We start from the raw sequence: 19,089 nt of genomic DNA, 5'->3' as shown, positions 1-19,089 counted from the left end.
TCATATAAATTATAGCACAAATTTCTCAATTGCCTTTGCTACACCATCCTCAGCGTTGCTTGCAGTCACGTAGTCTGCCATAGCTTTGGTCTCTTCCGTACCGTTAGCCATTGCCACTCCCAAAGCCGCCAGTTCCATCATTTCCCCGTCGTTGGGACTATCCCCCACAGCCATAAGCTCCTCAGGCAATACCCCAAGACGCTCCATGAGAAAAGTCAGCGCCGTGCCCTTGCTGGTATTTACGCCTCCCATTTCGATGTTATGAATAAAAGAAGTCGTCAGAGTCAGATTCGGTATCTGCGCCAGTTCTTCCCGCCATACGGCCTTTTCTTCCAAAAACTCAAAATTCAGGCTGATATTCTCAATTTCGCCCTTGTGTGCCATCATGTAATCTAAAATCTGCGGCACCGGATTTCGGGTATCTCTGATATAAGCTGCGTCACGGTAAGTAGAACCCTCTGCTATAATCTCCTCGTATTCATCCTTGTCAATATAAGCGTGTCCGTCGATAAAAGTTTCCACGGAAATGTGAGTTCTGCCCTTTTGGCGAATCAGTTCGACCACTGCAGTCACTGACTCAGGAGGAAGCAGGTTTTCGTAAATTCGCTCCATGGAGGCAAGTTCTGTAATGTGCGCGCCGTTGGAGGTCACCACGTATTCGAGACCATCTATAGAAAAAAGCTGCTTCGGCAGAGACTGAAAGGTTCTGCCGGTGGAAATAACGATATGCACGCCCTGCTCCATCGCTCTTTTAAACGCTGCTACCGTTCTTTCTGTAATCTTTCCATATGGGTCTAAGGTCGTACCGTCAAGATCCAGCGCGACCATTCTGATGTTCTTATCGTTCATGTCCGTCCCTCAATGCTAAAAATTCCGTGTTGTAAACTCTTACCTTTTTCATATTGCAGCCGCTGTCATGTCCGGGATAGATGGTAATGTCATTCTCCCATTTGTCAATAATCTCCTGTACAGAACGGCGCATATCCTCCTCACTGCCTCCCGCAAGATCGGTGCGTCCAAGGTCTGTATCGAAAATCGTATCTCCGGTAAAGCAGACTCTACTCTTCTGGCTCATCAGACAAATACTTCCCTTGGTGTGTCCCGGCGTGTGAATTACCCGTAAAGTTTCACCTTCAAGGTCGAGGGTCTCTCCATCTTTCAGATGACAATCCACGCTGCCCCGATAAACAAAAGCGTCATCCTCATGCATATAAATCGGGCAGTCCATCGCCTCTGCTACTGTTTCTGCAGCGCCGGTGTGGTCGTGATGCAGATGAGTCAGCAAAACGCCGGCAGGTTTCAAATCCTTTTCACGGATAAATCCAATAAATTTCTTCGGGCTGTAGCCCGGATCTATGATATAGCAGTAGCCGCCCTCCCTTTGGTAAATCACATATCCGTTGCTCAAAAGGGCTCCGCTTACAAAACATTTTATTTTCATATCCTCACTCCTTGAAATTCATTGTATCACAGGTCGCCTTTTGTTGGCAAGTTTTGCACGCGCCTTACTCACAGCAGATGCATGAAAGTTCTAACAAATAAGAGACATAGAGGAACATTGCCAAATTCTTGGTTTTTTTATGTTTTTGTCAATAAGTGCTGAGAAAACAAGGGATTTTCTTGTCATTTCAGGGCACTACTTTGGCAGAATTGACAACTTTCCGTTTTTTTTGTCAATTTAGTCAACATTTCAGCCCCAAAACATTGACAAAATTGACAGATTTCCGAATTTCGGTCAATCTTGTCAATGTTAATATAAATAATCGACCGTTTCACCCCAAGATGACCAGCATTCATTGACAAAAATACACAGATGAGCAAGATTTGTCAATATCGGAGGTTGTAAAAGGTTTTCATGTAGCCGTAAAATATATTTGCATCACCTACTTGCAAATTAGAAACATTTGAATTACAATAGGGGTTATGTATATAGGCAAATGCCAATATTTTGATGGAAATGAAGAGGAAATAAGTTATGATGAATGTAGCTATTGTCGGCGCCGGCAAACTGAGTTTTCGCGTTGCGGAAGCCCTGCTGGGCGGAGATTATGCCATTACAATTATAGATAAGAACAACGACGTATTGCAGAAACTTTCTCAGCAGCTTGACGTCATGACAATCAATGCAGATGCCAGAGATATTAGCGTACTGAAGAATCTTGATATCAAGGATTTCCAGTATCTTCTGGCTGCTACAGATAACGATGAAACCAATATGGTCATCGCTTCCTTTGCAAAAAAACTGGGCTGCAGGCGTGTTATTGCAAGGGTCAGAGACCCGGAGCATATGAACCAGTTTGGATTCATCAAGGAAACCATGGGTATCGATTCCATCGTCAACCCTGACCTTTCCATTACGCTGGAAATCTACAAATATCTTGCCGAAAAGTATACCTTGAGCAACGGTATTTTTACCAGCGGCAAAATCGCCCTTATTGAATTCCCAGCAAGAAAATTCAATAAGCTTGTAGGGCTTTCCATTCCACAGGTGCGCGAGGTCATGCCAAATATGCTCATCGCCGCAATTTCCAGAAACGGTAAAGTCATCATTCCGCACGGGGATGATGATATCAGAGAAAGAGACTATCTCTACGTCATCGGCGAAAAAGATCAAATTATCGAGTTGAATAAACGTGTTCACGAAAAAGGCAAGTACACCAATCTGCAGAAAGTTATGATTATCGGCGGTGGAAAGACCGGTTTTTATCTGGCAGAAAAGCTTTCAGAATTTGGGGTTGCTGTAAAACTGGTCGAAAAAAGCATGGAACGGTGCCGTTACCTTTCCACCCATTTGAACAATGTGATGGTGCTTCACAGCGACGGTACAGACATTCCTCTGCTGGAAGAAGAAAATATGAACGAAATGGATGCCTTTGTTACTGCCACAGGCTACGACGAAGAAAATCTGCTGCTGGCTCTAACCGCTAAGCAGCACGGTATTGAAGACGTTATTTCCAAAGTCAGCCACGAAAGCTACAAGGATTTAATTGAGCGTATGGGTGTCGACATGGTACTGAATCCGCTTGATATCACCGCCAGCAATATTTTACGCTTTATTCAGGGCTCCAAGAAAATCATTTCTTCTCTGCTGATTCAAGGACAGGCTGAAATCATGGAAATCGTCGCGCACTCTCATATGAACATGATTGACGTGCCCCTTCACAAGCTGGATCTTCCTGATGGTGTACTCATTGCCGCCATTCACAGAGGACAGAAAGTCATCATTCCTGACGGCAACACTGTAATTAAATGGAATGACAGAGTTATCATTTTAAGCCTGCTTTCCGAAATCGGTGATCTGGAAAAATTACTAAAAAATAAGAATTAGGAGATTCTCATGACTGTAAATTTTAACAGTGTGATTAGAATGATGGGAATGCTGCTGCTTGTCCTTGGCGTAGCCTTCCTGCCTGCCTTTGTCGTGGCGTTGATTTACCACGAAGGTACTGCAGCAAAGAGCTTTCTGACAACGATGTTTCCCTGCTTTCTTCTGGGATTCATTTTAATAAAAACATTCCGCCCTTCTCTAATCCGGCCTAAGGCCAGAGATGGGTTTCTTATTGTATCACTGTGCTGGCTGACCGCTTCTCTCATCGGTGCAGTACCCCTTTGGATCTCCGGCTCCGTTTCAGACTATATCGACGCATTCTTTGAAATCTGTTCCGGATTTTCTACTACAGGCTCTTCTATTTTGACCGACATTGAATCTCTGCCGAAGTCCATCCTTTTTTGGCGTTCCTTTACCCATTGGCTGGGCGGCATGGGGATTATCGTCTTTGCTATGGCGCTGCTTCCTTCTATCGGCGTAGGCGGTCAGCTCATTGCAAGCGCAGAAACGCCAGGTCCTTCTTTGGACAAAATCGCACCAAGATTTTCTGACACTGCAAAAAATCTATATCTGATTTATTTGCTGTTTACTGCTGTTGAAACGCTGCTTCTTCTCTTTGGAGGGCTAAGCTTTTTTGATGCGTTGGTACACACTTTCGGCACCGTAGGAACCGGCGGCTTTTCCTCCTATAACAGCAGTGTTGCTCAGTTCACAAGTCCTTACGTGCAATGGGTCATCATCATTTTCATGGTACTTTGCGGAATCAACTTTAATCTATACTTTATCATGATGAAGCACGGTATCAAGAGAGTTTTTCGGGATTCAGAACTTCGTATATATCTGCTGCTAATCGGTGTAGTTACTGCATTCATCGTGATAAACCTGCTGACATCCGGCACATACCAAAATGTAGGAGACTGCATTAGAGACTCTGCATTTCAGGTAACATCAATTATTACGACCACAGGATACGCCACTGCAGATTACGATATTTGGCCAACTTTCAGCAGAATGCTGATTTTCCTGCTCATGCTGACAGGCGCCTGCTCATCATCCACAGGCGGCGGCGTTAAAATCATTCGTATTCTCGTTTCACTGAAACTGATTCGCCGCGGTGTATCATTGAAGCTACATCCATCCAGAGTCATCACGGTGACACTGAATAAGCGGGAAATTCCAACAGATATGGCAACCGGTATTGCAAATTTTGTATTCTTCTACATCTTTGTTGTATTTACAGGTTCCCTGCTTATCTCTCTCAACGGATTTGATTTGATGACTACCATATCCTCTGTGCTGACCTGTGTTGGCAATGTTGGACCGGGATTTAATCTCATCGGACCTTCCATGAACTTCTCCATGTTCAACGATTTTTCCAAGATGATTCTATCCCTTCTCATGATTGCCGGAAGGCTGGAGTTATTCACTTTCTTTATGCTGCTGTCACCACATTACTGGAATTCAAACAAGGCATAAAGAAGAGTATAAAAGCGATAGATATTAACATATTATAAAGGATTTCATTATGACATACAATGTTCGAGTAATTTTAAAAACCCTTGCGGTAGTTCTTCTCTTTGAAGGAGTAGCAATGCTGCCTCCTATGGCATATGGCATCTATCTTGCCGAGTACAATGCTGCTTCGGCTCTGTTTTTCCCTGCCATTTGCTGTATCTTCGCCGGACTTTTTGTGTATCGTCATTTAAAATACTACACCCTGCAGATTAAATCCAGAGAAAGCTTTTTTGTTGCTTTCTTATGCTGGATTCTGGTCAGCATTGTCGGCACAGTCCCCTATTTCACCGCTAACTGCGGATACAGTCTGATTGACAGTCTCTTTGAGTCCATATCCGGCTGGACTACCACCGGCGCCTGGGTCATTGATGCTACTACCATGCCCCGCAGTTTGCTTCTTTGGAAAGGGATTTCCAACTGGCTTGGCGGCATGGGACTCCTGCTCCTAACCGTCTCCTTGTTCCCGGTTCTTGGTGTACAGGGACAAAAAATGGCCGCTGCAGAAGTTCCGGGTCCTGACTTTGAGAAAATGTCAGCTAGAATCAGCGACACCGCAAAGCTAACCTATCGAATTTATTTCGTGCTGACGCTCATCGAATTTCTCCTGTTGCTGCCAAGCGGACTTGATCCTTTTCATGCCCTTGTCAATACCATGTCTACTATCAGCACTGCAGGTCTTTTGAGCGCAGACAGTGCTTTAAATCTGACCAACGAGACTTATGTGAAAGTCATCTTCACCTTTTTTTCTCTTGCAGGCTCAGTAAACTTCATGATGTATTTTCTGTTGTATTGCAAAAAGTGGAAAATGGCATTCAATATGCTCGAAATAAAAACTTATCTGGCACTCCTTGCCGGAGGCGCACTTGTCATTTCCGTCGTTCTTTACGTAAATGGGCAGTACGAATCTTTCCTTGGAGCCTTTGGAGACGCATTCGCACAGGCAACTGCCTTTGGTGCAACCTCCGGGTATGAAATCGATAACATCAACCTGTGGCCTACTACCTGCAAAATGGTGCTTTTAATCCTCGTCCTTATCGGCGGCTGCGGAAATTCTACCAGCGGTTCCATCAAAGTTATGCGCTTTATCATATACTTTAAAATCATTCTGAGAGGCGTTTACAAGCGAATTCACCCGCGGGCAGTAAAACCTATCATGATTCAGGGAAAACCCGTCAGCGCAGCAACTGCTGCTTCTGTGACAGTATTTGTTCTGATGTACTTCGCTGTATTTATATTCTCATCTCTAGTACTGGCGCTGGAAAATCAAGATATGGAAACAACCTTTTCCACAGTTCTTGCTTGTATCACCAACAACGGCACTGCTTTCGGCGCTATTTCAGGAGGAAATTTCAGCATCTTTTCCGGTTTTGGAAAAATGTATGCCGCCGCTCTCATGCTGGCAGGCAGACTGGAGCTTTACGCAATCATCATTCTCTTCTCTCGTTCTTTCTGGAATTCGGACAGAGCAAGATCGTAAGCAAGAAAACAAAAAGAGTGGTTTTACGCCGCTCTTTTTCTTTCTATCTCATAAATCCTGTCTTTTTGCAAATCCTATGTAACAGGAGGATTCAAAACATGATTGTAAAAGAATTAATGTCTACCAATATTTACTTTGCAAAAATTGATGCTACAATTGCCGATGTTGCTGCCCTGATGAAACAATATGATATCGGTTTTGTACCAATCTGCGACAACAAAGGTTGTCTTTTAGGCGTTGTCACAGACAGAGATATAGTTTTACGCAGCAAATTCGCAAAAATAAGCGACTTTCAAAGCCTTCCCATATCTGAAGTCATGTCCAGCAATATTATCGCCGTGAACGCCGATATGAACGTCCACGATGCCGCTTGCATGTTTTCAGAGAAAAAAGTCCGCAGGCTTCCTGTCCTCGAAAGCGGAAAACTCACCGGTGTACTCACTCTTTCTGATTTAGCCAGAAAAAAACTCTTTCTTGCAGAAGTAGGCGATATCATGGGACATTTAGCAACCAGCAGAAAGTAATCGAAAAAACAATCAAAATTTCAGTATTCATTCAAGTTTTTTTGCGTTTTTTACGTTCTTTTAAAAAAATTCACATATTCTTCATTAAAAATTGCAAATATTCGTTGACTTATTTAACTAATTGTTTTATTCTTATTAGTAAGAAAGGATAGGTGCAGTATGACACAGAGAAACAAAAACAAGAGTAATTTTAAAAAAGGTTCAGTAGAAATGCTTCTCCTTCATCTTCTGAAGGAAGAGGGAGATTGTTACGGTTATCAGCTTTCCCAATTAATTAACCAGAGATCAGGTGGCGTTTTAGTAATCCCAGAAGGTTCTATGTACCCTACCTTGTACAAGCTGATTGACAACAAATACATTACAGATTATAAGAAAACCGTTGGCAAGAGAATGACCCGTGTTTATTATCACCTGGAGCCATCCGGTGAACAGCGTCTGGCTGAATTGATTGAAGACTATATCGAAGTAGCTTCCGCAATCGAAACCATCATGGGTATTAAGAAATAAACCTAATAAAAATATGCTCAACCCAAAAGGACCGGCAGTGTTGTCGGTCCTTTCTTTTCATGGTGTTTACAGTGTCTGCGCAGATTCCCCCAGTGGCTTGTACGTATAATCCACTTTTTTCCTTTAAATATGCACGCGCAATCGCCTATCAGTCCATTTCTTCACCGAAACTCCTCCTAAATGTGCATATTTTAAGCGTTATTTTAACTTTTACGTACGTTCGTGTACATATATCGAAAGCTTTTTTGATATTTATGCACTGCCTATGCGCAATCCTGTCAGATCCGCAAACAAGCCACCCATTACAGGGTGGCTTGTGATTTTTATTACAGTAATTCTTTTCTGGAAAGGTTAATTCTGTTCTGACTGTCAATTTCGGTAACCTTTACTTTTACCACATCGCCGATGTTTACAACATCTTCAACCTTTTCAACTCTTTCTTTTGCCATCTTAGAAATGTGCAGCAGCCCTTCCTTGCCAGGCAGGATTTCAAGGAATGCGCCGAAGTTCATGATTCTGGTAACTGTGCCCTCATAAATTTCGCCGACTTCTACTTCCTTAGTCAGAAGCTCGATACGATGACGTGCTTCGTTGGCGCCTTCCATATCGGCACTGTAAATGCTGACAAGTCCCGGATCATCCTCGGAAATATCGATCTTAACACCAGTTTCATCTACAATCTTATTGATGGTCTTTCCACCAGGTCCGATGACAATTCTAATCTTATCAGGATCAATACGCATCGTAATGCTTCTCGGTGCGTACTTGGACATTTCTTCTCTAGGTGCAGGAATTTCTTCTAACATCTGTTCCATGATGTACATTCTGCCTTCCTTTGCCTGCTGCAACGCCTTTTCCAGAATTTCTCTGGACAGGCCGTGCACCTTAATATCCATCTGAATTGCAGTAACGCCGACTTCTGTACCGGTTACTTTAAAGTCCATGTCGCCCAGAAAGTCTTCCATGCCCTGAATATCGGACAGGATAGCCATCTTGCTGGAACCGTCTTCCTCTACTCTTTCAATCAGACCCATAGCGATACCTGCAACTGGTCTCTTGATTGGAACACCTGCGTCCATCAGCGCCAGGCAAGAGCCGCAAGTGGAGCCCATGGAAGTGGAACCGTTGGAAGAAAGTACTTCAGATACCACACGGATTGCATAAGGAAATTCCTCTACAGAAGGAAGCACCGGAATCAGCGCTCTTTCTGCCAGTGCACCATGTCCGATTTCTCTTCTGCCCGGGCTTCTCATAGGTCTTGCTTCACCTACGGAATAGCCTGGGAAGTTATAGTGATGCATATATCTCTTTTCAGTCTGTTCAGTGATACCGTCAATAGTCTGAGATTCGCTTGCCGGTGCCAACGTGCATGCTGAAAGCACCTGAGTCTGACCTCTCTTAAAGAGTCCGCTGCCGTGTACTCTTGGAAGCATCTGGGTTTCGCACCAAATCGGTCTGATTTCGTCCAGCTTTCTGTTGTCCGGTCTGATACCTTCGTCCAGAATCATAGCGCGAACACATTCCTTGGTGATATTGTAAAGAACATTGGCAATATCCTTTTCATTTTCAGGATAAATTTCTGCAAAGTGCTCTTTCGTTTCTACTTCTACTGCATCCATGTTATCAAGTCTTTCCAGCTTGTCTACAGTCTTAATCGCAGTCTTCATCTTGTCTACAGCATAAGCTCTCACTGCTGCATCGATATCCTCAGGAACCTGATAAAGATTTACGTCCTGCTTATCTTTGCCGACCTCAGCAACGATCTCATCGATAAAGTCTACAATCTTCTTAATTTCTTCGTGTCCGTAGAGGATTGCGTCCAGCATTACGTTTTCCGGTACTTCATTAGCACCTGCTTCTACCATCATAATCGCTTCTTTAGTACCAGCAACAGTCAGATTCATTTCGGAAACTGCTCTCTGTTCCAAAGACGGATTGATGATGAACTGTCCGTCAATCATTCCTACCCTTACAGCACCAATCGGTCCTTCCCACGGAATATCAGAAGTGGACAGCGCAACAGAAGCACCAATCATTGCCATAATATCTGTTTCACAGTCGGGATCCACAGACATAACAGTTGCAACAACAACTACATCGTTATAATATCCCTTCGGGAACAACGGACGAAGCGGACGGTCCATCAGTCTGGAACACAGTGTCGCCTTCTCGCTCGGTCTTCCCTCTCTCTTGATAAAGCCGCCTGGAATCTTGCCAGCAGCATACATTCTTTCTTCATAGTCGCAGCTCAGTGGGAAAAAATCGATGTCAGGTCTTGGCTCTTTGGAAGCGCAGGCGGTTACATTGACTACGGATTCACCGTATCTTACCATAACCTGTCCGTTTGCCTGTTCGCAAACCTTGCCAATCTCTAACTGCAGAAGTCTCCCTCCTACTGCTGTTTTAAATGTTCTGTAATCTGTAAATCTTGCCATTTTAATAAACAACTCCTTCCTGTTTATTTTTTCTTACGCTTGGCTTACCTTCGATTGATAAAGATGTTCTGCCGCATGCAGTATTTCAATCCACGCACCCTTATCAATCGAAGGTAACATCTTATTTAAAAAAATGACGGGACCTTCGCCCCGTCAAAATTTCCACTATGGACTACTTTCTTAATCCTAAACGAGCAATCAGGCTTCTGTATCTTTCTACGTCAACATTCTTCAGATACTTCAGCAGATTTCTTCTCTGACCTACCATCTTCAGCAGACCTCTTCTGGAATGATGGTCCTTCTTGTGAACCTTCAGATGCTCGTTAAGATCATTGATTCTTGCAGTCAGAATTGCTACCTGTACTTCCGGAGAACCAGTGTCTCCTTCTTTGGTTGCATATTCTTTGATAATTGCCGTTTTCTGTTCTTTTGTAATCATTTTAAAATTCTCCTTTTCTTAATACGCTTTCACCGAGTTATCGTCGGAGATTCCGTAAAACCAAGTGAAAGTAATTTTCAACTAGATTAGTATATCATACCTACATTCTAATTGCAAGTGTTTAATTTTCATGTCCTTTTTGTCTCGATTCCAATCCGGTCCATGAACCATGTCAGATTATGAAATGTGCATAAAATCATCATTTCTATTCAAAATATGCACATCCTTCTCCTGATCTGTGCATATTTTTTGTAAAATCAACGAGTATATGCATATTCTTGAACTTAAACGACTACACTTCAAGGTAAAACCCACTTAAATCTACATATTTTGAACAATTTCTTCAATTCTATGCACGTGCTTGTGCATATTTTGTCAAATTTTTTCTAATATATGCATTTTACCCCGTCGCGCCGCCCTCGCTAGGACACGCCTTTTATTCCTTGTCATGCTTCTGATGAAACTGGCTCGCCTGCCTGCAATCCCTGACAATTTGCGCAGACAGTTCCTTTACACTGTCAAATTTGACCTCGTCTCTGGTCTTCTGTAAAAACTCTACCGTAATCTGTTTTCCATAAAGTTCTTTATCAAAATCAAAAATATGCGTCTCTACATTTTTGTTATAGTGTCCAATGGTCGGCTTATGACCTACATTAGTTACACTCGGATAGCGAACGCCATTGTAAGTGCAGTAGGTTACATAAACACCGTTAGGCGGCGTTACCATGGACGGGTCGATAACCAGATTGGAAGTGGGAAAGCCCAGCTGCTTTCCTAGTCTGTTTCCTACCACCACTTCACCGCCGATAGAATAGTGCCTGCCCATATAAGTTTTGCACTGCTCCACTTGGCCAGAAGCAATCAAGGTACGAATCAGCGAAGAGCTGACGATTTCACCTTTAATTTTATACGGTGGGATTTCCGTCACCTCGTATCCGTGCTGCGCGCCCATCTGTCGCAAAACCTCCGGATTTCCCTGCGCTTTGTAGCCAAAATGATAATTAAAGCCACAGAAAGCAGCTTTCATCTGAAACTTCTCAAGAAGGAGCTTCTCCACAAAATCTGCAGGGCTCATGGTCATAATGCTGCGAGTAAAAGGCACATTGAACAGATAGTCCACGCCTAAGTCTTGAATAATCTGCTCCTTTTCCCGCTTAACTAAAATGTTCTTCACCTTTTTTTCTTTGGGCAGCAAATCCTTCGGGTGATTAGAAAAAGTAAACACCGCCGACTTTAAATCCGACTCACCTGCTTTTTCCACCGCCTTTTTAATCAGTTCCTGATGCCCCAGATGAACACCGTCAAAATTCCCCAGCGCTACTGCCGCCGGTTCAATATTCTGTATTTCTTCTAAGGTTTCAAATATCTCCATTTTCATCACCTCGTATAAAAAATCTTGTCCGCTACCAGTTTCTTATAGGTCTCGTTATAAAATGCCACACCTATAAAAACTTCTTTTCCAGCAATCTCTGCAAAGACGTTATATGCTTTGCGAAACTCCGCGCGGATAGGCAGATAAAAATCCTGCTCTGCAAAAGTCGGCGCTTTTACAATCTGACATTCCTGCAAAGGAAGGTGCCAGCCGGCTGCAAAGCGCACGCCGGAAGTCTCATCGGTCACTACCTTGCCAAAGTGAACAAGAGGCTGCCACGAAGCGTAGAGCCTTTTTTCAATCTCCAAAGGGTTCATCTCTCGAAATACTTCCAAATCCAGCGCTTCTTCAACATGAAAGATACCGCTGGAAATTCGTTCAAGGGACGTCAATGTGCCGCAGCACCCCAGTTTTTCCCCTGCGTCCTGACAGATGGTTCTGATGTATGTACCCTTGGAGCACTGCACCGTGAAGGTTATGGTTTTTTCACCATCGGGAAAAATCTTCTCAAGTTCCAGATTATGAATATAGATTTTCCGTGTCTTTACGTCGACAGTTTTTCCTTCTCTTGCATACTCGTAAAGTCTTTTTCCATCAACCTTCAGCGCTGAATACATAGGCGGTTTCTGGTCGATAACACCGCAAAAATCCGCAAATACAGCTCTAACCTGCGCTTCCGTGCAGGTAACCGATCTTCGCTCAAGTACCTCTCCCCAGATATCCTGGGTATCAGTCAGTAGTCCCAGTTCCATGGTACACCGATAAGTTTTCAAATCCATATCCAGATACTCCATGATTCTGGTGCTCTTTCCAATGCAAACAGGAAGAACTCCGGTTGCCATCGGATCCAGCGTGCCGGTATGTCCGATTTTCTTAATACCCAAAGTTCTTCTGGCAACGCCTACGATATCGTGAGACGTCATATTCTGCGGTTTGTTGATATTCAGTATTCCTTCTGTAATCATGCTCTATCCTATACTCTTTATAATCTTTTCCTTCAAAAGGTCGAAGGCTTCGGAAAGTCCTAAGGTAAGCGTTGCGCCCGCTGCACGGATATGACCGCCGCCGCCAAGTTCAGAAGCAATGCGTGCCACATCTACACAGGATTTAGAGCGCAGACTGAGCTTAATTCTGCCGTCCTTTGTCTCCTTCAGGAATGCCGCCACTTCCACACCGGAAATGCTGCGCAGCCGCTGTACTACGCCTTCGGTCTCTTCCATAAGCGCACCGCTTTCTGAAAGCATATCCTGCGTCACATATGCGATGACACCGCGTCCGCCTGCTACGGTAGACATGGTGGCAAGCGCCATATTCTCGATGAGAAGTTTTTCTATGCGCATGTTCTCGTAAATCTCTACGCTGACTTTATTCCCATCAATACCAATGTCGTAAAGCTCTGCTGCGATGAGATGGCTCTCCTTGCTGGTATTGCTGTACTGAAAGTTTCCCGTGTCCGTGGTAATTGCCGCAAAAATGGCTTCGCCCATTTCTTTGTCGAGGGCAATGCCCAGAGTCTGCAAAAGTCTATAAATCAGTTCACCAGTCGCTGCAGCGTCTTTGTCTACGTAGTTGTAATCGCAATAAAATGTCGTCGTTTCGTGATGGTCAATGCACATGGACTTACTGCTCTTTTCAAAAGCCGCCTGTCTTCTTTCAAAGCGGGACGGATCGCCGCAGTCCACACAGACAGAAAGGTCGGGCGCTGTGATAACGTTCTGATCAAAGGTGCAGTATCCTTGGTCTAAAAACGCTAAATTGGCGGGAATGTCATCTTCAATGAGAACATGACATTCCTTTCCCATACTGCGCAGCCCCTTGCACAGCGCTGCCGCTGAGCCCAGAGCGTCTCCGTCCATATTGACATGAGGATAAATTAAAATTTGTCTTGCAGAAGAAAGGACTTCTGCCAATTCTTGAAAAGTATTATTCTTCATGTTCGATTCCCAGTTTTCCAATTACCTCTGAAATATGTCTGCCATACTCCATGGAGGTGTCCAGTTTAAAAATCAGCTCCGGAATGTGGCGCAGCTTAATCTGTCTGCCGATTTCTTTTTTTATAAGGCCTTTGGCGCTGCGAAGCCCCTCTAGTACAGCTTCCGCCTCCTGCTGCTTTGCCTCCTCATCTTTACTTCCGACAGAAAGCACAGTCACATAGCAGGTGGCATAGCTGCCGTCAGAAGTCATTTCCACTCCCGACAGGCTTACCATCGCTGACTGTAATCTAGGGTCTTTAATGTCTCTGAGCAGCATTTCGCTGACAATTTTGCGAATTTCTTCTCCTAGACGACCCTGTCTGTATCCTTTTCCCATAGGTTTTCCTTTCGTAATGGTTATTTACGTTCAATTTCAACCATGTGGAAGCACTCGATAATGTCACCTTCTTTGATGTCATTGTATGCTTCAATGCCGATACCGCATTCATAGCCGGAAGCAACTTCCTTAGCATCATCTTTGAATCTCTTCAGAGATGAAATCTTGCCTTCATGAATTACGATACCATCACGCACCAGTCGAACTTCTGCGTTTCTCACAGCTTTTCCTTCCAGTACGTATGCACCGCCGATGATACCTACACCTGGTACTTTGAACGTAGTTCTAATTTCTACTTTACCCAGAATTTCTTCTTTAAATTCAGGATCCAGCATACCCTTCATGGCATTTTCTACATCATCGATCACATCGTAAATGACTCTGTAGGTTCTGATCTGAATGTTTTCTCTATCTGCCATGGTCTGTACTGCTGTGCTCGGTCTTACATTGAAGCCGATGATGATAGCGCCGGCTGTACCTGCCAGCATAACATCGGATTCTGTTACAGTACCTACACCTGTATGAATAATGTTTACTTTTACATTTTCGTTATTGAGTTTTTCAAGGGAAGCAATCAGTGCGCCGACAGAGCCCTGTACGTCGCCCTTGATGATCAGGTTCAGTTCTTTAACTTCCCCTTCCTGGATCTGGCTGAACAGCTTTTCTAAGGTGGTGCTTGCGTTTCTTGCAAGAACTTCTTCTCTCAGCTTTTCTTTTCTGTTTTCAGCAATTTCTCTTGCTATCTTATCGTCTTTTACTGCGTTAAATTCATCACCTGCCTGCGGTACATCGGTCAGACCCAGGATTTCTACTGCTGTAGCAGGACCTGCTTTCTTGATGGTCTTACCTTTGTGGTCGGTCATAAGACGGATTCTGCCGGAGCAAGTTCCTGCAACGACGCTCTGTCCGCTCTGCAATGTTCCGTTAGTGACTAGAAGTGTAGCAACCGGACCTTTGGATTTGTCCAGTCTTGCTTCAATAACTGAACCCATGGCAAGTCTGTTCGGATTTGCACGAAGTTCCATCATCTCTGCCTGAAGCAGAATCATTTCCAGAAGGTTTACGATACCTTCGCCGCTCTTTGCAGACACTGGCACGCTGATGACATCGCCGCCCCAGTCTTCTACCAAAATACCGTACTCGGTCAAATCCTGCTTTACTCTATCAGGGTTTGCACCTGGTTTATCCATCTTGTTGATAGCAACGATAATCGGAACGCCTGCAGCCTTTGCATGGCTGATGGATTCAACAGTCTGCGGTTTTACACTGTCGTCTGCTGCAACAACCAGTACTGCGATATCGGTAACGTGCGCGCCTCTTGCTCTCATTGCAGTAAATGCTTCGTGACCCGGTGTATCTAAAAATACGATCTTCTGTCCGTTAATTCTTACTTCAGAAGCACCGATATGCTGGGTAATGCCGCCGGACTCGGAAGCAGTTACATTGGTCTTTCTGATTGCGTCAAGAAGCGATGTCTTACCGTGGTCAACGTGACCCATAACAGTGATAATCGGCGGTCTGTCCTTCAAATCTTCTTCACTGTCTTCAAAGAGTTCCAGTCCCTCTTCAACTGCTTCTTCCTCTACCTTGCCGATAGCTACGCTCAGACCCAGATCTTCTGCCAGCACCATTACAGTGTCTTCATCAATATTCTGGTTGATATTTGCCATGATACCCAGCTTCATCAAAGTCATGATGACTTTTGAAGTGGATACTTCTGCCTGTTCACAGAAGCCTGCAACAGTAATCGGCACATTGATCACAACGGTGCCTTCTGGCAGTACTTCTTCTTCAATTTCAGTTTCCACAACTTGTGGTTTAGGTTTATTGTGTTTCTTTCTTGTCTGTTTTTCCAACGATTTTCTTTCCAGTTTATCAAACTTATTCTTTTCTTTATCCTGCTTCTTCTTGGAATCGTCTCTTCTTCCCGGCTTGGTTTCAATTTTATCAAGCTGTGGACGATCCTTTCTTGCCCCGCCGTTTCCACTGCGATCGTTTCTATTATTGTTTCCACCGCGGTCATTTCTGTCATTTCTGCCGTTATTTCCACGAGGATTATCCTTGCGGTCATTGCGATCATTTCTGTCATTTCTGCCGTTACGATTTCCGTTGCCGCCGCGATCGTTTCTGTCAGCTCTCGCACCATCTTTGCGTTCCGGTTTCTTGCCGCCGCGGTCTTTTCTTTCTGCATTTCTATCAGCAGGTTTCTTCTCTGGCTTTACTGCCGGCGTTTTTTCAACTGGCTTTACTGCCGGCTTCTCAGCTACTGCAGGCTCCGCTGGTTTTACCGGTGCAGCTTCCGGTGCTTTTACAGGCGCCGCAGTTTTTGCCGGTTTTTCAACTGGTTTTGCTTCTCTCGGCAGCGGAGTGCCTACAGGCGGTTTCTGTCTGCTTCTATTTTCCAATTCTGCTTTATTTACTACCGGCTTTCCAACAGGCGGTTTATTCTTACTTGCCAAATACTCCGTATCTACTACCGGTTTTCCAACAGGCGGTTTCGGACGATTGGAAAAGCCTGGTCTTACTGCCGCTTTGACAGTGACTCTCGGTTCTTCCTGGACTGTAGTTCCCTTTTTCTTAGGCTCTGCCTTTACAATCTTAGTCTCTTTCTTTGTTCCCTTTATCTTGTCAACATCCGCATCAGATAACACGCTCATATGGCTTGTTACACTGATACCGAGCTGCGCTGCCTTCTCTTGGAGTTCTTTACTTGAAATGTTTAATTCTTTTGCCAGTTCATGTACTTTTTTCGTCATATTCACTCCTCCCTTTCTGATTGAATAAGGTCAATCTCCTTACAAATAATTTCCGCAAAATGACGGTCTGTAATACCGAAAATCCCCTTTCCGGTCTTTCCTGTCACCTGAGAAAGCTCATCGCTTCCTCCGAAAATTCTATAGTTAACATTATTTTTTTCGCATTTTCCCTGCATTTTTTTCACTGTGTTATCGGCTAAATCTTCAGTTAAAATCAAAAGCTGCACTCTTCGCTTCTCAATCATCATGATACAGGTGTTATACCCAGTCACAAGATTTCTGGACTTGGCGGCAAATCCTAAATGGCTGAAAACTTTTCCTCTATTCATTAGCCTGCCCGTTTACTTCTTTTAATTCCTCACAAACCCTGTCAATTTCGCTCTGGGCAATATTGGCAGAAAAGCTTCTCGAAAACGCCTTACGCTTCTGCGCCTTTTCAATACACACATTGTTGCGGCAGAGATATACGCCGCGCCCTTTAGCTCTTCCTGTCGTATCTAGCGACAAAATACCTTCGTAAAAGGCTACGCGGAGCAGTTCCTGCTTGGGTTTTGATTCCATGCAGCCGATACACTTTCTCATAGGAATCTTGTTACTCTTCAATCTCGAAAACCTCTTCTCCTTCTAATGCTTCTGCCGGCTCCTCATCGATTTCCACAATGTCATCTGCCGCCTCTTCATTATAGTACTGCGTGTGGCTCTTAATGTCGATTTTCCAGCCGCTGACTTTTGCAGCCAGCCTTACGTTCTGTCCTTCTTTACCAATTGCCAGAGAAAGCTGATAGTCCGGCACTACAACTGTTGCAGTCTTTTCAGCCTCATCTGCCAGCACAGATTCCACTTTTGCAGGTGAGAGCACGTTGCTGATCAGTACTTTCGGATCTTCACTCCAAGGAATGATGTCGATTTTCTCACCGCCCAGCTCGTCAACTACTGCCTGCACACGAATACCTCTGGTGCCAACACATGCACCAACCGGATCAACATTCGCGTCTTCGCTGTAAACTGCCAGCTTGGTTCTGGAGCCGGCTTCTCTTGCAATCCCCTTGATTTCAACAAAGCCATCCTGAATTTCAGGAACTTCCATCTCGAAGAGACGCTTTACAAGACCCGGATGAGATCTGGATAAAAACACCTGCGGTCCCTTCGTGGTCTTCTTCACGTCCATAATGTAGACTTTCAACCTTTCGTTGACCTCAAAACGTTCACCCGGTACCTGTTCGCCAGCAGAAAGGATGCCCTCCGCCTTTCCCATGTTGACAAACAGCGTTTCGCCGCTCTTTCTCTGCACAACACCGGTTACGATTTCACCCTGCTTGGTGATGAAGTCATCGAAAATCATACCTCTTTCGGCTTCTCTGATTCTCTGTACTACAACCTGCTTTGCAGTCTGTGCAGCAATTCTTCCGAAGTCTCTTGGCGTTACAGAAAACTCAATCGCGTCACCGATTTCGTATCTTGGATCGATTTCCTGTGCCTCCTCTAAAGACATCTCAATCATATCATCATAAACTTCTTCTACAATATCTTTTCTCATGAGTACTGCAATATCGCCGTCTTCCCTGTCGATATCCACTCTCACATTCTGCGATGTGCCATAGTTCTTCTTGTAAGCAGAAACCAGTGCGGACTCAATTGCTTCAATCAAAATGTCCTTGGAAATGTGTTTCTCCTTTTCAAGTTCATTTATCGCTTCGATAAATTCTCTGTTCATTTGTCTTTACCCTCCTTAGAAAACCACTGCCAGGTTGGTTTTTGCCACCTGATCCAGTGGGAACATCCATTTTTTATCATTTTCATCTTTTATTACAACATTGCCGTCTTCTAAGCCTTCCAAAATGCCTTCAAAAACTTTTTTCCCGTCAATGCCCTTATACAATTTTACTTCTACCAGTCTGCCGGTATACTTCTCGTAATGCCTTTCGGTAATCAGTTCCCGGTCCATGCCCGGCGAAGAAACTTCCAAATAATAATTCTGCTCAATAGGATCCAGTCTGTCCAGCTCGTCACTTAAAAATCTGCTGACCTTTTCGCAGTCGTCGGTACTCACGTATTCTTCCTCCTCTGCGGAGATTTTATCGATATAAACCCGCAGAAACCAGTCTCTGCCTTCCTTAGCAAACTCAACGTTATAAAGTTCCAGCTCAGATTCTTCCATGAATCCTGCTGCAATTTCCTCAATAATTTCTTTTATCTTTTTCTTTGCCATTTACTGCCTTTCGTCCTCTTGCAAAGACACTCTTTTACAGCACTTTGCCCTAAACAAAACTGAAAGAGTGGGTTTTGCCCACTCTTCTCGCTTTCCTCAATAAATTTCGTACATACATATATTAGCACAAATCTACGGCTATGTCAAATATTAGTTTTTTCAAATTTTCGGCGCATTGACATCAAACCTGCAATAACTCTGATACCGCTATAAAGCA

Annotated in this window: 18 protein-coding genes and 1 pseudogene; 5 read left to right on the top strand and 14 right to left on the bottom strand. The window is 44.1% G+C overall.

The genetic code is table 11. The annotated features are described in order from the left end of the window. Nucleotides 1-9: 9 nt before the first annotated feature. Nucleotides 10-849: an HAD family hydrolase gene (locus V1225_RS09020; protein WP_160202255.1), complete on the bottom strand. Its 840-nt coding sequence runs from the start codon at nucleotides 847-849 to the stop codon at nucleotides 10-12. After that, on the bottom strand, nucleotides 839-1,441 hold the full coding sequence (locus V1225_RS09015) for an MBL fold metallo-hydrolase (RefSeq protein WP_160202256.1): 603 nt from the start codon (nucleotides 1,439-1,441) through the stop codon (nucleotides 839-841). The genes V1225_RS09020 and V1225_RS09015 overlap by 11 nt, the downstream gene beginning before the upstream one ends. Nucleotides 1,442-1,975: 534 nt before the next feature. On the opposite strand from V1225_RS09015, the gene trkA reads away from it, so the two are divergent. The 5 genes from trkA (at nucleotide 1,976) to V1225_RS08990 (ending at nucleotide 7,351) form a co-directional block, all read left to right on the top strand. Beyond that, nucleotides 1,976-3,328, top strand: coding sequence for a Trk system potassium transporter TrkA (trkA, locus tag V1225_RS09010; protein ID WP_243151069.1), 1,353 nt, complete (start codon nucleotides 1,976-1,978; stop codon nucleotides 3,326-3,328). A 9-nt stretch (nucleotides 3,329-3,337) separates the two neighbouring features. Further along, nucleotides 3,338-4,804: a TrkH family potassium uptake protein gene (locus tag V1225_RS09005; protein ID WP_160202257.1), complete on the top strand. Its 1,467-nt coding sequence runs from the start codon at nucleotides 3,338-3,340 to the stop codon at nucleotides 4,802-4,804. A 49-nt stretch (nucleotides 4,805-4,853) separates the two neighbouring features. Continuing rightward, entirely contained in the window at nucleotides 4,854-6,320 is a 1,467-nt protein-coding gene (locus V1225_RS09000; RefSeq protein ID WP_160202258.1) for a potassium transporter TrkG, read from the top strand. A 98-nt stretch (nucleotides 6,321-6,418) separates the two neighbouring features. Continuing rightward, nucleotides 6,419-6,844 carry a CBS domain-containing protein gene (locus tag V1225_RS08995; protein WP_160202259.1) on the top strand — a complete coding sequence of 142 codons (426 nt, stop codon included), beginning with the start codon at nucleotides 6,419-6,421 and terminating at the stop codon, nucleotides 6,842-6,844. A 159-nt stretch (nucleotides 6,845-7,003) separates the two neighbouring features. Beyond that, nucleotides 7,004-7,351 (top strand): PadR family transcriptional regulator, encoded by a 348-nt coding sequence (locus tag V1225_RS08990; protein WP_160202260.1) that lies wholly within the window; start codon nucleotides 7,004-7,006, stop codon nucleotides 7,349-7,351. A 326-nt stretch (nucleotides 7,352-7,677) separates the two neighbouring features. On the opposite strand, the gene V1225_RS08985 is transcribed toward V1225_RS08990, so the two are convergent. The 12 genes and pseudogenes from V1225_RS08985 to rimP all read right to left on the bottom strand — a co-directional run bounded on the left by V1225_RS08985 (nucleotide 7,678) and on the right by rimP (nucleotide 18,872). Next, nucleotides 7,678-9,786 carry a polyribonucleotide nucleotidyltransferase gene (locus V1225_RS08985; protein WP_160202261.1) on the bottom strand — a complete coding sequence of 703 codons (2,109 nt, stop codon included), beginning with the start codon at nucleotides 9,784-9,786 and terminating at the stop codon, nucleotides 7,678-7,680. 172 nt (nucleotides 9,787-9,958) lie between these two features. Next, a complete protein-coding gene (gene rpsO, locus V1225_RS08980) occupies nucleotides 9,959-10,225 on the bottom strand; it encodes a 30S ribosomal protein S15 (protein WP_160202262.1) in 267 nt (88 codons plus the stop codon). Between the two features lie 436 nt (nucleotides 10,226-10,661). Further along, nucleotides 10,662-11,597, bottom strand: a complete 936-nt coding sequence (locus V1225_RS08975) for a bifunctional riboflavin kinase/FAD synthetase (protein WP_338546195.1) — start codon at nucleotides 11,595-11,597, stop codon at nucleotides 10,662-10,664. 5 nt (nucleotides 11,598-11,602) lie between these two features. Further along, a complete protein-coding gene (gene truB / locus V1225_RS08970) occupies nucleotides 11,603-12,562 on the bottom strand; it encodes a tRNA pseudouridine(55) synthase TruB (RefSeq protein WP_338546194.1) in 960 nt (319 codons plus the stop codon). 3 nt (nucleotides 12,563-12,565) lie between these two features. After that, on the bottom strand, nucleotides 12,566-13,531 hold the full coding sequence (locus V1225_RS08965; protein ID WP_338546192.1) for a bifunctional oligoribonuclease/PAP phosphatase NrnA: 966 nt from the start codon (nucleotides 13,529-13,531) through the stop codon (nucleotides 12,566-12,568). Further along, nucleotides 13,521-13,907 carry a 30S ribosome-binding factor RbfA gene (gene rbfA, locus V1225_RS08960; protein ID WP_160202842.1) on the bottom strand — a complete coding sequence of 129 codons (387 nt, stop codon included), beginning with the start codon at nucleotides 13,905-13,907 and terminating at the stop codon, nucleotides 13,521-13,523. The genes V1225_RS08965 and rbfA overlap by 11 nt, the downstream gene beginning before the upstream one ends. Nucleotides 13,908-13,927: 20 nt before the next feature. Then, a complete protein-coding gene (gene infB / locus V1225_RS08955; RefSeq protein ID WP_338548173.1) occupies nucleotides 13,928-15,850 on the bottom strand; it encodes a translation initiation factor IF-2 in 1,923 nt (640 codons plus the stop codon). A gap of 687 nt (nucleotides 15,851-16,537) precedes the next feature. Further along, a pseudogene (locus V1225_RS08950) lies at nucleotides 16,538-16,663 on the bottom strand (translation initiation factor IF-2 N-terminal domain-containing protein); the annotation flags it as partial. 2 nt (nucleotides 16,664-16,665) lie between these two features. Beyond that, a complete protein-coding gene (locus V1225_RS08945; protein WP_338546189.1) occupies nucleotides 16,666-16,992 on the bottom strand; it encodes a ribosomal L7Ae/L30e/S12e/Gadd45 family protein in 327 nt (108 codons plus the stop codon). Further along, on the bottom strand, nucleotides 16,985-17,266 hold the full coding sequence (locus V1225_RS08940; protein ID WP_243151099.1) for a YlxR family protein: 282 nt from the start codon (nucleotides 17,264-17,266) through the stop codon (nucleotides 16,985-16,987). Before V1225_RS08940 ends, V1225_RS08945 begins: the two co-directional genes overlap by 8 nt. Then, nucleotides 17,256-18,377 carry a transcription termination factor NusA gene (nusA, locus tag V1225_RS08935; protein ID WP_161907581.1) on the bottom strand — a complete coding sequence of 374 codons (1,122 nt, stop codon included), beginning with the start codon at nucleotides 18,375-18,377 and terminating at the stop codon, nucleotides 17,256-17,258. The genes V1225_RS08940 and nusA overlap by 11 nt, the downstream gene beginning before the upstream one ends. A 15-nt stretch (nucleotides 18,378-18,392) precedes the next feature. Next, nucleotides 18,393-18,872: a ribosome maturation factor RimP gene (gene rimP, locus V1225_RS08930; RefSeq protein ID WP_160202846.1), complete on the bottom strand. Its 480-nt coding sequence runs from the start codon at nucleotides 18,870-18,872 to the stop codon at nucleotides 18,393-18,395. Between the last annotated feature and the right edge of the window lie 217 nt (nucleotides 18,873-19,089).

Source organism: Emergencia sp. JLR.KK010, assembly GCF_037018265.1.
Lineage (GTDB): Bacteria > Bacillota > Clostridia > Peptostreptococcales > Anaerovoracaceae > Senimuribacter > Senimuribacter intestinalis.
Note: the sequence above shows the minus strand (reverse complement) of the source record. Positions and strands in the feature narration are given on the sequence as shown.